Below are 14,223 nucleotides of genomic sequence, written 5' to 3'. Positions count from 1 at the left end.
CACCATCAAATGTAACCCAACTGTTCTAACTTGCTTAGAACTTTTTTAACACTCTCTTCCACACTTTCTCGCTCTGTGTAACAAATAATCTCAGGATTGAGCGGTTCTTCATAAGGATCGTCAATTCCCGTAAAACCCTTAATTTCTCCTGCTCTGGCCTTAGCATACAGGCCCTTGACATCGCGACCTTCGCACACTTCTAACGGCGCTGTGACATATACTTCAACAAAATTGGGCTCCATTGCTCTAATTTCGTCACGAATTGCTCTGTAGGGGCTAATAGCTGCGGTCATTACCGCTACTCCATTGCGGCTCAGCAGGTGAGCTACAAATCCAATCCGCCGAATATTAGTATCTCGGTCTTCTTGGCTAAATCCCAAACCTTTTGACAAGTTGGTGCGAACGACATCTCCATCCAATATTTCAACTTTGCAACCTCTTGCCTTCAATTCGGGTTCGAGAGCTTTGGTGATAGTTGTCTTGCCGGAACCGCTCAGCCCGGTGAACCACAAAATAAAACCTTTTTCCATTTTCAGCCGTTAATTACTAAGTGGGAAATTATCAAGACGTAAAACTTTATAGATGCTGTTCCCTTTTTTCTATTATCGTTATTCGCGCTGTCAAATTGCCAATATTTGCGCGCCAAAAGTTAGAAATCAAAATTTGCGATCGCTCATGCCGTCATTTAGTAAAAAAAGTGTGCGCTCGTTGTATAATTACCGATTTATTATTTGTCAAGTCTTTACACAGTGAACTACCTACACCAACCAACTTCACGGAGCAGTATGGTGTAGGCTTCTTTCTTCACGGGGGATTGCCTCGACGATGGTAGATTTTTTACGTCCAGATCGTTTTGGGCTTACACCCCCTCCGAAAGCAGAAGCGCTAGTTCCTAACGCCAAAATCCGCAAGCCTTCATTTCTGATATTGATCGCGGCGTTGATATCACGATCGTGTTGTTTTCCGCAGTTTGGGCAGTCTACATAACGTATCTTCAGACTATCCCAACCTTTCTGAAGTTGAGGAATCGGTAGCAGCGTTTCTGAACAAAGCTGTGATGATGGAAAAAATCGATTGATTTCGACATAATTTCGCTCCAACTGTTCAGCTTTGTATTTGAGCATGGTGCAAAACGTTCCCCATCCTCGATCTGAAATAGCTCTGGCTAAGTTGGGATTCTTGACCATGTTCTTGACAGAGAGATTTTCTGTCACAATTACTTGGTTTTCGTTCACTATCTTGCGGGATAGCTTGTGAAGAAAGTCTTCGCGGATTCTGGCAATCTTGCTACACACTTTTGCCACCAGCAATTTCGCTTTTCTACGGTTCGTATAGCCCTTTTTCCTGGCTAATTTACGTTGTTTGCGTTTTTTGTTGCGTTCTAGTTTTTGTAGCTTTTTCTGAGCTTTTTTAGGCTGATTATGCTTCACTCCGTTAGAGGTGATCGCAAAATCTTTCAATCCCAGATCTACACCGATTGCATCGTTGACTGGTTCTAATGTTTGTTTGGACACTTCAAACAGTATTGATGCAAAGTACGTGCCATCTGTGTTTTGTGAGATGGTGACGCAACCTTGCTTACCATCAGGTAAACTCCGATGAAACTTAGTTTTGACATATCCCAATGTACCAGGAAATTTAATCGATTTCTCTGAAACCATCAGCTTGACATTCTGAGGATATGAAACCGATTGTTTCGATCCTTTCTTTTTGAATGTCGGATATTTAGTACGACCTTCAAAGAAATTCACGAAGGCTGCACTGAGATTGAATGTCACCCGTTGCAATGATTGAGAATAAGCAATTCCCAACCAGTCAAATTCCGTTTTCAAGCGGGGTAGCAATTTATCCATTGCAGCTTTACTCATACCTTTCCCAGTTTCCTTGTAAGTCGTTGTGGTTAGGTTCAACATTCGGTTGTATAACCAACGACAATTACCAAAACATTGAGCTAGGTATTGCTCTTGTTCGGGAGTGGGGTAGATTCTGACTTTAACTGCGTGATACACTGTTGCAACTTCTACCGTGTTTATAGATTCATGGTAACACACGTTTGGATGGTGTGTATAAAATTGTCGTGAAGTTATGTAGGAGATTGTTTATTTGGTCAGTCTCTCTTCCCTGGCTTTCAGCATTGGTCAGATATCTGACAAAATAAACCGGGCTTTCATCCCGCCGCCAAATCAAAGATTATAGCGGGGGCATTCCCGCCGTTCGAGGTAAAATTCACTTCGCGATCGCCAACGCCGAACATCTATCCGTAGCGCACCGATCGCCTTAATCTAAAATGGTATTGCCCATGTCTTCGGTCTTAAAAGCAGATATTTTGGTAGTCGGTGGCGGTACCGGCGGCACTGCAGCAGCCGTGCAAGCAGCCCGCCGAGGTGCCAAAACTATTTTAGTAAGCGAATTCCCCTGGCTGGGAGGAATGCTGACAGCAGCAGGCGTTTCTGCCCCCGATGGCAATGAATTAGCAGCTTTTCAAACCGGTTTGTGGGGCGCATTTTTGCGGGAACTCCAGCAGCGACAGCCGGGAGGTTTGGATTGGGGCTGGGTCAGTTTTTTTACTTACGATCCCCGCACCGGTGCTGAAATTTTCGCTGATTGGGTTAAATGTTTGCCGAACTTGCGCTGGATTTCTGGAAAAAAAGCTCACGATGTGCTGTATGAAGGAGATCGCATTTCTGGCGTTCAGTTTGCAGATTTTACGGTTTCCGCCAAAATCACTTTAGATGCCACGGAATTGGGAGATTTGCTGGCTTTAGCGCAAGTTGGACACCGCTGGGGTTGGGAATTCCAAGCCGAGTGGGGAGAACCCAGCGCGCCGACTGCCTCTAATGCTCTCACACAGAGCTATTCGGTGCAAGCTCCGACTTGGGTGGCAATCATGCAGGATTTTGGTAAAGGTGCGGCCGGGCCAGAAATTCCCGCGCCGCCTGTTGAAAATCCCGATCGATTTCTCGGTGCTTGGGACGGTTACACCCCCGAACAATTTATCAATTACGGCAGGCTTCCGGGCGGATTGTTGATGATTAATTGGCCCATTCGAGGTAATGATTATGGTGAAGGGGTCGATCGACTCATTAAATCTGAAGCATCTCGACAAGAATTCCTGCAAGAAAGTCTCTGGCATACTCAAAGTTTCGCCCGCTTCATTCAAACGCAACTCGGCCGCCGCTACGGCCTAGCACAGCATATTTTCCCGATTTCAACGATCAAAAATCAACAAAATTCTTCCCTTCTTGGTGCTTTCGCCATACATCCTTACTACCGAGAAAGTCGCCGCTTGCGAGGAGTACAAACAATCCGAGAACAAGATATTTTGCCTATTGCCGGCGGAAGAGTCGCGAAGTTGCCGATAAATTCTGAGGGTATTTGTGAAACAATTGCGATCGGCAACTATGCCAATGACCACCACTACCCCAGTGGCGACATTCCCTTGCAGCCAAAATCCATCCGCTGGGGCGGCCGCTGGACGGGAACTCCGTTTACCATTCCTTACAGCGCCCTAATTCCTGCGAGTACAGACGGTTTGCTAGTCTGCGAAAAAAATATTTCCGTCTCTCACATCGCCAACGGTGCAACTCGCTTGCAACCGACGGTAATGAACATCGGACAGGCGGCGGGGATGGCGGCGGCTTTGTGCGCGGAATCTGGATGTCAGCCGCGGGATTTGCCGGTGAGAGTTTTGCAGGAAGCTTTGCTGCAAGATTCCGAGGCGAGTGCGGCAGTTATTCCTTTATTTAATTTGACACGGGGGCGATCGGACTGGCTGGAGTGGCAACGCTATTATCTCGATCGACCTGAAGCATATCCCGCCAGCGGCGAATGTCAGCAGTCAGTAGAGAAACCAAGCAGTCAAACAGCAAACACCCACAGGCAATTTTCTGGCATTTTCCGCAGCCTCGGCGAACAAGACTGGACACTAACGCTGACAAGCCCCGCATCCTTAGCCGCTCAAACTTGGCAACTCGTGACTTTGGACTCGGAAACCGACAGATTTTTACAGAATTGCGAAACCGAAAAGCCTCTGACAGTATGGGGTAGGCTGAATTCGGCAGGTGCTTGGCTGCTGGCGGAATCAGTAGAATTGAAGAGGTAAGGTTTTTTGCAGAGATCCGAAAATTTCACAGAAATTTATCCTGATCGATCGGGGAGAGTCCGTATCAGTTAATAGACAATGACACGGATACTAACCCCATGCAAACTTACACACCAATTGCTTTACACAGTCTTTTGGGCGTTACTTTGAGCGCCACTGTCGTTCGAGCCTTTGAATCCCTCGTCGGACTGCTCGAAGTTGCCACCGCTTCATACATTTTATCCACCCAAACCGAACAAAGGGGCGATCGTTCTCCAGAAAGAGGCAGCGGACGCCGAGAGTTCATTGAGCCTAATCTTTACACTCATCAACTACAAGCATTTTAATGACATTGGACGAAAGCGATTTCCGTTATTGAGTTAGTTTCTGCCGCCCGTGTCGAGCGCTCAATCTGATTTCCGGGGATGCTAGTTTTTCAGGTTTCCAAGGCAACTGCATTTCTTGTTTACAGTCATTAGGCTCTTCTTTTATGTGAGTGATGATAGCATATAAACCTTAAACCGCCATCTATCGAGAGATTGAATCTTGTATTTGGCGGTTTTGTATATTATTGCAACCGTCGGGGTAATGCAATTATGAATTTTTTTATTAGTGAAGCCAGAGATTTTATTTATTCCCTTTTACATCGACTTCTGACTGCTCTCATATATCAGATGCTACGCATCCAAAGTGTCTGTTGCTTCGGGATGGGGACAGGGTGAGAAAGGAAGAGGAAAAGATAATTATCCGCTTTTTGTACAAGGATTTTAGGATACAATTTAAATGCGCGATAGCTTAACTAAAGCCTGATTCCTTCTTCCTTTTTCCTTCTGATTCGTGATTCCTGATTGCTGATTCTAGAGTTTGATAATTTCAGGGAAATTCATCCTGATAAGCCTGGGTAATGTCGTATCTCTAAATAGATACTGACACTAATACTACCCATGAAAACCTACACTGCAATTGCTTTACTGAGCCTGTTGGGCATTACCTTGACTGCCAGCGCCGCTCAAGCTTTTGAATATTCACTCCCCATGCTCGAAACTGCCACCGCCCAATATATGTTGTCAGCCCAAACTCAACAAAAGGGCGAGCACCCTCCTAAGAGGGGCGGCGGACGCAGGCATTTTACTGAGCCTAATGTTTACACTCATCCGCTACAAGATTTCTAATCGCACTGGACGCAAGTGATGACCACAACTGAGTTGCTTCGGGCAGTTCATTCGATCGCTCGATCGGATTTTCTGGGATTCTAGTTTTTCAGGTTAAGCGACAACTGCACTTTTTGTGGACAGTTCTGAGGATATTCTTTTTTGGGTTAGTAATGTTAGCATATAAACGGGGAACCGCCATCTACCTAGAGATAGATTCTAGTATATGGCGGTTTTGTATTGAAAACGCTTCAATTAAACATGAATTACCCACAGGCCTCTGCTCATCTGGGTTTTTCAACCAATATCCCTCGCCTTCCACGCCTTATTTTGGCGTTGCACAATTTGACGAGGATTTTTGTGGGGTGTCCTGCCTGCTGTGAAAATACAGCCGACGAGCTACGATATCCCATCCCACAAAACCATCAAAATTTTCCCCCAATTATTATGCAACAGCCTTGTTTTAGTTGATCGAACCGGGTTTCGGCATCCATGACTCGTCAAGAATTAGGGGATCGGAGTCGCCTCAAATTCCTGGGATCGCAACAGTTATTTACCTTCTCCCCCCCACAGGTAGGGTTTAATTTTCAACCACTGCACTATAATTAACTTGCGATAACTAACTTATATATAGGTAAACTGTCAGCGCAGAGGGTGCAGCAATCTACTTAAATTGGCCACCAATAAGAACCACTTATGCGGTGTGGATAGCCTTTAAGCCCATGCCCCTGTTACCTCAGGGAAATTAACTAACCTGAATATTAGGGTAGCTGGCAAGCTTTCCGGCGACAGTCGGCTATGCTTGATTCGGCGCTCTCGCAATAATTTAATGGAGGATGACAAAATGCCTCCTAATTTGGCTATTTCGGGGATAGTGATGAAAAATGACTCTTTGGATCTGGTCAAAAGCCTCAGCCCTAGTGCAATGGATCAGATCATGCTATATCTGGCGTTTAGCGCCATGAGAACCAGTGGGCACAGGCACGGGGCGTTTCTAGACGCGGCCGCAACGGCGGCTAAGTGTGCCATTTATATGACTTATATGGAGCAGGACAACAACCTGCGGATGACCGGGCACTTGCATCACATTGAGCCTAAACGGGTGAAGGTGATTGTTGAGGAAGTCCGGGAAGCTCTGACTCAGGGAAAATTGCTGAAAATGTTGGGTTCCCAAGAACCTAGATATTTGATTCAGTTTCCTTATGTCTGGTTGGAACAGTATGGTTGGATGCCGGGACGCCCTCGCATTCCGGGAAACAATTTGACTGTAGATGAAAAAAAATATCTCGAAGGCAAGATTCCTCCGAATCCGCCAGACGCTCAACTGATCAATTCTTTTCAGTTTATGGAGTTGATCGAGTTTCTGCACAGGCGATCGCAAGAAGATATGTCTCCAGAAAGGCGAATGCCTTTGAGCGAAGCTCTAGCAGAACACATTAAGCGGCGCTTGATCTATTCTGGGACAGTTACTCGCATTGATTCTCCTTGGGGAATGCCGTTTTATGCCCTCACTCGCGCTACTTACTCTCCCGCAGAGCAGGAAGAGCGGACATTTACTATGGTTGAGGATACGGCTAGATATTTCCGGCTGATGAAGGATTGGGCGGAAAAACAACCGAAGGTGATGCGAATTATGGAGACTTTGGATATTCCGCCGGAACGCCTCGACCAAGCCCTTGAGGAATTAGATGAAATTATTCGCAATTGGGCCGATCGCTATCACAAGCGGGGCGAACCGACGATGATTTTACAAATGGTTTTTGGGCCGCAAGACGACGCTTAGTTTGATTAACTATTAATCATTAGTCCTGAGTTGATTGCTTGAGACTAATGACTAATGATTAATAGACCTCTTGCCAAAATAATTAGGACGGGCTCTCCGGCCCATCCCACAATAAAAAATAACTCTTGTGGGATGGGCCGGAGAGCCCGTCCCATGAATTGATGAAAAGGATTTTTGCAAGAGGTCTAATAGCTAATAGATCGCGAGGCCGAAACCGGGTTTCTCTCGTAAAATACTGCGTTAAGGCCTTGAATTGTCGTAATAAACCCGGTTGATTGGGTCGCGAATGCCTCCAGGATTAACTAAGGTAAAAAAGCTCTCCAGGTCGCCGCGAGAATAATCGCTGCGATCGCTCCTATGAATGTATTAAAAAAATTTACCACCTCGTTCGTGAGCCACTCAAACTTTGATTGCACCGTCGCCCCAATGACGCTCTCGATGTTCGTGGCAATAAAAGCTGCAATAATACAAAAAACAATTCCTGTCAAGTCAATTAAACCGACGGCCCAACTCAAAAGCGCGATCAGAATTGAGCCGACAATACCTGCGATCGTTCCTTCCAAACTTACGGCCCCTTCCGTACCCCTAGGTACAGCCTGCAAGCTGGTAATCAAAAAAGTCCGCTTGCCGTAAGCTTTGCCGATTTCGCTGGCGCAGGTATCGGAAAGTTTGGTGCAAAAACTCGCCGCGTAACCCAGCAATAACAGGGAAATAGCATCTTGTGACACAGCCATCTGGCCTGTATCTCCTAAAATAGATAATGCCAAAACTCCTAAAGCGCAAAGAGTCGCGGTTAAAGCCGAACCCCAGACATTTTCTGGGCCTCGGGCGCCTGAACGCTTTTCGGCTATGCCTTCTGCTTCTTTTTGGGCTTTGCCTATGCGGGTAACTCCCGATCCCACAAGAAAGTAAAACATCACCACAGCATAGCCTTGCCATCCCAAACAGCCCCAGATGAGGACACCCAATATCCAGCCGTGAAATTGACCAGCGGGAGTGAGCAATTTTTTTGGGGCAATGGTGGCGATCGCGAGTAAAACTGTATTTAGGGCGATCGCCAGCAACCAAGGATTAGACCAAGATAAAGAATTAAAGAACAATTCTGAATTCTGCATTTAGTACCTCCATGAACCAAGTCTTATTTCATCTTGCCTTCCCCGTGACCGATATTGCCCAAACAAAAGCGTTCTATGTAGACGGGCTCGGCTGCGAACTAGGTCGCGAATCGCCTAATTCTGCGATTATGGGTCTGTGTGGTCATCAAATAGTCGCCCACGTCAGCCGCGAACCTTTGACGCCTCAGCGAGGCATCTATCCCCGGCATTTTGGGTTAATTTTTACTTCCGAAGCTGACTGGGAAGCGTTGCTAGAAAAAGCCCACCAAAACAACTTAAATTTCTATCAAGAACCGAGACGGCGATTTGTCGGTTTGCCTACAGAACACCGTACTTTCTTCTTAGAAGACCCTTTCCACAATATACTTGAGTTCAAGTATTATTGTGAAGCTGAAGCAATTTTTGGTCGCAGCGAATACGCTGAAGTTGGAGATGCTGTTTGATATCTAGTCCCGTAGCGATTTTCGTCCTGTGGGGCGGGTTTACCAGATTGTTGGTTTTAGGCAATTATTGTAGGTCAACCCATCCAAAATTTGACATTATACAAGAATGAATCAAACAGTTACTCATGAATTTTCAATGGTTCTGAAAGTGCTTCAGCCACCGCTTTTAAACTGCTTGAATGCCTCGCCATCATGGCATGGGCGAAAACAGACAATTTTACTTCTTTGGCAGCAGATATTTGGGAACTAGAAGCCGGTACAATGATAAAATCCCAATCTGTCCAAATCGAAGTAAAATTGAGCTTTTCCAACAAGGCAGCATCTCGATTTAAATCTTCCAGAAAAGCACTGCCAGGACGCATTTGAACGCAGCCTTTTCCCCAGAGAGTGTAAGCCATCCAAGTACCACTGTGAGGAGAAGATATGGCAATAAAGCGCTGCACTCGGTTAATGCCACCTAACCTTTGCAGGTAGTAGCGAGTTACTAAACCGCCCATACTCAATCCTACTATATCTAAATGCTGTTCTGGCGCAAAGGTTTTGTCTATATAAGCTGCTATTTGTTGGGCTAATTCGTCTATGCTGGCGTTGCCCCAATGGGGCGAGAGATTGAGGGTATAGACCGACCATCCCAGTTGGGTGAGGTAGGCAGACATTTTGTGAAAAATTCCCGATTTTCTGAAGATTCCGTGAATTAGCAAGACTGGGTTGCGGCTGAAATTGCTATTCATTTTTAAGTGGAATTTTATTTTGATGAGGTGCTTTTAGTTCTTCAACTATTGCGTTAATACTTAGGGGTTCGGTCACCATTTGGCGGTGCAGCAAAACGTTGACTTTAACTTCTTTACCTACTGGCATTTGGGAGCTGTTCGCCGGTACAATCATTATGTCAAATGGCGTCCACATTGATGTAAAGTTTATGCGTTTGAGCATTGTCACATCTTGATTTAAATCGCGCAGCAAGCCACTATCGGGGCGCATATCCAGGTATCCTGGTAGGCGTAGGGAATAAGCGGTGAGGGTGCCGTGATGGGGGGAAGATAGGGTGATGAAACGCTGTACGCGGTTGATTCCTCCGAGTCGCTGGACGTAGTAGCGACTGACGATGCCGCCCATGCTGTAGCCTACTATGTCTAAAGGCTGTTCTGGATCGAAGGTTTCAGAGATGTAGTCTGCGAGTTGCTTGGCCAGTAAGTCAAGGCCGAGGCTGCCGTCGTTGGGGGTGAGGTTGAGGCTGTGGACTGACCATCCGAGTTCGGTGAGGCGGGCGGACATTTTGCTGAAAATCATCTTTGTGTCCCAGATGCCGTGTATGAGGATGACGGGATTGCGATCGAGCGAACTGTTCATTTGAAAAGAAAATTGCTTGGTGATTAAAGCATAAATCACTCCCCTAGGGAGTTTTACCCCTACTAGGACAGCTAGGGAATCGGATCGAGGTACGATCGGCAATTGGTGGGAATCGGTAAAAAATTCTGAGATACTTGTAAATAAGTGCAAAGCATCCTGGTATTTATACCTAAAAGTTGCTTTGATGAGCTAGCTTAGATACAGCAAAATGTAAATTTTGATTAAGAAATGTAGACTAAAGTTGCCTTACCTCGTAATCTAACTTTGTTGACAAGCTTGTACAAATTTCTCTAAAAGAACAAAAGGAGTAAGTGTAATGTTTGGTTTTATCAAAAATTTCTTCGGCGGTATTTTCGGCTTTTTCGGCAGAATGTTGGGCTTGAAAAAGTCTGAATATTTCCTAGATTTGGGCGAATCGGGAGCAAAGGAACCAGCAAAAGTTGCCCCTGCGAAGGCTGAGCCTGTTGCAATCGCACCGGCAAAAGTTGAGTCTGAAAAGTCTGTTAAGTCTGAGAAGTCTGAACCAGCTAAAAAGGCTAAGGTAGAGAAAAAGTCTCAGAAAGAAAAGGAACCAGTTGCTAGCGTTCCTGCTAATACTGCGGAACCCGCAAAAGTACCTGCTGTTGCACCAACTAACGGCAAAGTGCCGAGTCAAGCTGAACCGAATCGGACTTTTGCTCCTAATAATTTAATGCCGACATCAAATGCAACTCGTCGTGGCCCTGGCCCCAGCATGAACAATTTCCGGGAAATGGCTCGTCAGGTGAAAACGAAGTAGGAAATTGGGAATTGATAATAGGGAATTGGGCATTGGATAATTCCCAATGCTGACGTTAACAAATTAAAAATGGGATTCCTCATTTTTAATTTTAACTATTTGTTCTATTCCCTATTTTCTTGGTTTCTGAGGAAAGCTAATCCGCTGTATAGCTGAAAAGCTGAGTCCCAAGGAGTTTCGGATTTGCGCTCGACTTCTATATGAGATTCGATCTTGCTCAACATATTAGTGTAATCGAGCACTGTCTCGGCAAAGGGCGTAAATTCTGACCAAACTGTAACGTCAAGCTGGCGATCGAATATTTCCAGTAAGTGATTCCAGTTAATTCGGGTGGTACTTTGAGGAATTTGTTGAAAGTTTTTGACTCTCGATGTTTTGTTTTTCTGATTCGGTAAAGTGGGGAGCTCGGCTGAAGCTTTGGTGAAGTCAACTCCTTCTTGAAATTCGTAACTTTGGTCGCAAATTCGCAGAATGCAGTTTCTGCGGGGAATGTGTAAGTCACAGATTTGAGCGTAATCTTGCCTGATTTCTCTGTGGCGAAATTGCTCCTTTCTTCGGTTGGGGGAGTAGTCCATGACTTCGATGAACATCGGCAACAAGCCTTCTACTCTTTGGGTAACTTCTGACCAGTTAAATTCGATCGCACCGAGTCGATCGAGTTGATTTTTGCAAACAACGGCTGGGGAAGAGAGAGACTGGAAGTGTTGTACTCGGAAGATTTGGATTTTTTGAATATCGCTTAAGCTTGCCCAAAATACCGGAATGCCGGCGTTGAGGAGTTCTTGACCGTAAATTCGGAGTTCGGCGATGGGGCCAGTTTTGTAGAGTCTCCAGCCGCGGCTTTGGATTTGCATCCGGGTTGTGTAGGCGTCGATTTTAAAGATTCTGCTGATATTTTGAATGGCGGCGGGTTTGTTTTCGGGACTCACGGGTTCGAGGATGAGGAGTCCGGGTTCGAGGTTACTGGGGTCGTTTTTGGCGGTTTCTATGGCTTGTTGGCGGAGGTTTTGTTGTGCGGTTTCAATCCGTTGAATAGCTTGGCGGGTCTGGGAGACGATTTTGGGGTTGGTGATGTCGCGGAGTATTTGTTTATAGGTTGTTTGGGCTTTTTCGAGGTTGTTGGTGAGTTCGTAGTAGCGGGCGATATAGTATTGTACCCACGGATTTTCGGGAGATTCTTTTTGTAGTTGTTTGATGAGTTGGGCAGCTTGTTTGTAGTCTTTACCCTCTAGGGCGGCGGCTATTTGGTTGATGTCTGTCATGGCAGTTGCGGGAATGGCGTTGTTTCTATCTTGGCTGATGTTTGGTTGGTTTCGCCACTGGTTAACAATTTTCGCTGTTATGTTAGTTTGGGATTTTGGACTGTTGGGAAAAATTAAGATTTCGATTTTTAACCACAGATAAACGCGGATGAACGCGGATTTGTAGAGATGGATGTTGAGTGGATTTAAAAAAAATATAAGTTAAAGTTGATTGGAATTGATGCTTAAGCTGTAGGAACCTTTGCTTGTGCGATCGCCTCCTTTAACAACTATTTTATAACTGCCGTTACTAGGCAATTTTGCAGTGATTTGAGACTCTCGGCGATTCTGGGAGTTACCTGTTGTTTGGGCAATATTTTTGCCGCTGGTGTCGAATAGTGTTAGGTTGTGGTCGAATGCTCTGCTTTTTAGGTCGATCGTAATAGATTGACCTGCCCGTCCTTGAAATGTGTGTTCGCTGGGGTCGCCGTCTTTGAGGGTTCCCCGCTGCTGTAGGATGGAAAGAGAGGTGAGTTTTGGGCGATCGACATTGCTCAATTCTAAGCCGTAATTTGTCACGGGTGCTTCGGGGCCATTTCCTTCTCGGACTACGATGATAAAAGTTGTTTTGGTGTTGATATCTCGGACTATTTTGTCAATAAAATTGGCTTGTACTTTTTGTTCTTTTATAGGTTTTGGTTGATTAAAATTGGGTTGCGATATACAGAGAAGTACGCCTCCATCTTGATAGCGGGCGGCGTAGAACAAATAGTTTTGACCGTTAGTTGTAAATTCGTTTCTGCTAAAAATAGTAAATCTTTCAAGTTGCGGTAGTTGCTGATTGCGCTGGCAATTTTTATCGATGTATATTTCGTTGGCTGATGGCTGTCGCTGGGCGAAAACTGCTGGGACGATGGTGGTTACAATTGCTGAGATGATGGTGAGGGTGAGGGTGAAGGGCGATCGGCTTTTCATAAATACTTGTTTCTATTTATTGTTGTCAGGTGTTGTACGGTGTACTTCCTATTTTATCTTTGTTTTAAATACTTTTCTATTTCCGCAGTGCGCTGTTTAGTCATGCGATCCAAACATTCATTGAGGAAACCTCGATAACCGGTACCGCCACGACTTTTATAAACTTCAAATTCACAGGTTTTATCTCTTAACTGAATCCACCCTAATTGTGCTTCGGAAATTAGCGCCCGCTCTTCGACACTCAATTGGGAAATCAGTTGTTTGTAAACCTCGTTCAGTCGTTTATCCGAGGCTTCGTAATTCAACCGAATACAAGTTCTGACTTGTGCATCTCCTTGCGGGCGATCGCAATTAATCTGTTGAGCAATGGGAAAAATCGGAGATTGTGCCGAAACTGATGTTGTACCGAAAATTGCCAAAATGGCGCTCCACCAAAAGAGCGATCGACCTTTCCTCAACTCTATTTTCATTCCCCGTCAACCCACCTATCTGATGAATTCTTGGTTATTTGTGGATATTAGCACTTCTCAAATGCCGCGCCAACTAAAGATAAAGCCACAATCGGAGCTGTTACCGCTCTTAAAATTCTACTCCCCAAAGAAACAGCTTCAAAACCAAATTCGATCGCTCTTTTCACCTCACCCTCAGTCCATCCACCCTCCGGCCCAACAGCAATCACAATCGATTCTCCCCCAGCCGGGGGCGAGTACGGGGGCACCGCCCCTACACAGGAGGGAGCGAAACTACCAATCAAACAATCCCACAAATGCCCAGTTTCCCCGCGAGCCACACAAATAAATCGATATTTTTGACGGCAATCTTTTACAGCAAATTCAAACGAAATAGGAGCTAAAATTGTCGGCACAATTTGACGTTCCGACTGTTCCGCCGCCTCCCCAGCTATTCTTTTCCACCGCTCAACTTTTTGATCACTTGGTTTGAGCAAAGTTCGATCGCTCGTCACTGGCACAATACTTGCCACACCTAACTCCGTCGCTTGTCTCACAACCTCGTCAAAGCCGTTTCCTTTGGGCAATGCCGCCATCAAAGTAACTTCCACGGGTAGCTCCCTGTTCACAGCAATCTCCTCTTTTATGGAGGCAAATAACCCGGTTTCCCGTACTTCTAGGACTGCTAACCACCAATGTCCCCGTCCGTCCATCGCAATAAATCGATCGCCCGCTTGCAAACGTAGCACTCGATTTAAATAATGTTGCTGTTCTCTAGTTAAGTCGATTTGGCGCTCGCAAATTTGAGCTGCAGTAATTGCTAATCTTTGTAATTGAGACATTGAATTTGGGATTGT

General features: G+C 45.5%; 15 protein-coding genes. 6 read left to right on the top strand and 9 right to left on the bottom strand.

Annotated features, from left to right (window positions below; genetic code table 11):
• Positions 1-5 precede the first annotated feature (5 nt).
• Both cysC and QUA42_RS00805 read right to left on the bottom strand, forming a co-directional pair.
• Positions 6-530 (bottom strand): adenylyl-sulfate kinase, encoded by a 525-nt coding sequence (gene cysC, locus QUA42_RS00810; RefSeq protein ID WP_333134254.1) that lies wholly within the window; start codon positions 528-530, stop codon positions 6-8.
• Positions 531-773: 243 nt separating this feature from the next.
• Complete coding sequence (locus QUA42_RS00805) at positions 774-2,009, bottom strand: transposase (RefSeq protein WP_333134252.1); 1,236 nt, start codon at positions 2,007-2,009, stop codon at positions 774-776.
• A gap of 290 nt (positions 2,010-2,299) precedes the next feature.
• Here QUA42_RS00805 and QUA42_RS00800 point away from each other — a divergent pair, with 290 nt between their 5' ends.
• The 4 genes from QUA42_RS00800 (at position 2,300) to hetR (ending at position 7,015) form a co-directional block, all read left to right on the top strand.
• Positions 2,300-4,102 carry an FAD-dependent oxidoreductase gene (locus tag QUA42_RS00800; protein WP_333134250.1) on the top strand — a complete coding sequence of 601 codons (1,803 nt, stop codon included), beginning with the start codon at positions 2,300-2,302 and terminating at the stop codon, positions 4,100-4,102.
• A gap of 98 nt (positions 4,103-4,200) precedes the next feature.
• Positions 4,201-4,428 (top strand): heterocyst-inhibiting protein PatX, encoded by a 228-nt coding sequence (gene patX / locus QUA42_RS00795; RefSeq protein WP_333134248.1) that lies wholly within the window; start codon positions 4,201-4,203, stop codon positions 4,426-4,428.
• Between the two features lie 597 nt (positions 4,429-5,025).
• Positions 5,026-5,253, top strand: a complete 228-nt coding sequence (gene patX / locus QUA42_RS00790) for a heterocyst-inhibiting protein PatX (protein ID WP_333134245.1) — start codon at positions 5,026-5,028, stop codon at positions 5,251-5,253.
• A gap of 856 nt (positions 5,254-6,109) precedes the next feature.
• Complete coding sequence (hetR, locus tag QUA42_RS00785) at positions 6,110-7,015, top strand: heterocyst differentiation master regulator HetR (RefSeq protein ID WP_333034952.1); 906 nt, start codon at positions 6,110-6,112, stop codon at positions 7,013-7,015.
• Positions 7,016-7,317: 302 nt separating this feature from the next.
• Here hetR and QUA42_RS00780 read toward each other — a convergent pair whose 3' ends face one another.
• Positions 7,318-8,130 (bottom strand): TIGR00297 family protein, encoded by an 813-nt coding sequence (locus QUA42_RS00780; RefSeq protein ID WP_333134243.1) that lies wholly within the window; start codon positions 8,128-8,130, stop codon positions 7,318-7,320.
• An 11-nt stretch (positions 8,131-8,141) separates the two neighbouring features.
• On the opposite strand from QUA42_RS00780, the gene QUA42_RS00775 reads away from it, so the two are divergent.
• Positions 8,142-8,573 carry a VOC family protein gene (locus QUA42_RS00775; protein WP_333134241.1) on the top strand — a complete coding sequence of 144 codons (432 nt, stop codon included), beginning with the start codon at positions 8,142-8,144 and terminating at the stop codon, positions 8,571-8,573.
• A gap of 119 nt (positions 8,574-8,692) precedes the next feature.
• Here the strand turns inward: QUA42_RS00775 and QUA42_RS00770 are convergent, their stop codons facing one another.
• Positions 8,693-9,304: an alpha/beta fold hydrolase gene (locus QUA42_RS00770; RefSeq protein WP_333134239.1), complete on the bottom strand. Its 612-nt coding sequence runs from the start codon at positions 9,302-9,304 to the stop codon at positions 8,693-8,695.
• Complete coding sequence (locus QUA42_RS00765) at positions 9,297-9,923, bottom strand: alpha/beta fold hydrolase (RefSeq protein WP_333134482.1); 627 nt, start codon at positions 9,921-9,923, stop codon at positions 9,297-9,299. Before QUA42_RS00765 ends, QUA42_RS00770 begins: the two co-directional genes overlap by 8 nt.
• 316 nt (positions 9,924-10,239) lie before the next feature.
• Here QUA42_RS00765 and QUA42_RS00760 point away from each other — a divergent pair, with 316 nt between their 5' ends.
• A complete protein-coding gene (locus QUA42_RS00760; RefSeq protein ID WP_333134237.1) occupies positions 10,240-10,701 on the top strand; it encodes a hypothetical protein in 462 nt (153 codons plus the stop codon).
• Between the two features lie 104 nt (positions 10,702-10,805).
• Here the strand turns inward: QUA42_RS00760 and QUA42_RS00755 are convergent, their stop codons facing one another.
• The 4 genes from QUA42_RS00755 to QUA42_RS00740 all read right to left on the bottom strand — a co-directional run bounded on the left by QUA42_RS00755 (position 10,806) and on the right by QUA42_RS00740 (position 14,208).
• Positions 10,806-11,963, bottom strand: coding sequence for a tetratricopeptide repeat protein (locus QUA42_RS00755; protein WP_333134235.1), 1,158 nt, complete (start codon positions 11,961-11,963; stop codon positions 10,806-10,808).
• Positions 11,964-12,164: 201 nt separating this feature from the next.
• Complete coding sequence (locus QUA42_RS00750; protein ID WP_333134233.1) at positions 12,165-12,917, bottom strand: PPC domain-containing protein; 753 nt, start codon at positions 12,915-12,917, stop codon at positions 12,165-12,167.
• A 53-nt stretch (positions 12,918-12,970) separates the two neighbouring features.
• Positions 12,971-13,387: a lysozyme inhibitor LprI family protein gene (locus QUA42_RS00745; protein WP_333134231.1), complete on the bottom strand. Its 417-nt coding sequence runs from the start codon at positions 13,385-13,387 to the stop codon at positions 12,971-12,973.
• Positions 13,388-13,434: 47 nt separating this feature from the next.
• The gene (locus tag QUA42_RS00740; RefSeq protein ID WP_333134229.1) at positions 13,435-14,208 is read right to left on the bottom strand and encodes a 16S rRNA (uracil(1498)-N(3))-methyltransferase; all 774 of its coding nucleotides are present in this window, start codon (positions 14,206-14,208) and stop codon (positions 13,435-13,437) included.
• Positions 14,209-14,223 lie beyond the last annotated feature (15 nt).

The sequence above is a fragment of the Microcoleus sp. Pol11C2 genome (genome assembly GCF_036701505.1).
Taxonomy (GTDB): Bacteria; Cyanobacteriota; Cyanobacteriia; order Cyanobacteriales; family Microcoleaceae; genus Microcoleus.
Note: the sequence above shows the minus strand (reverse complement) of the source record. Positions and strands in the feature narration are given on the sequence as shown.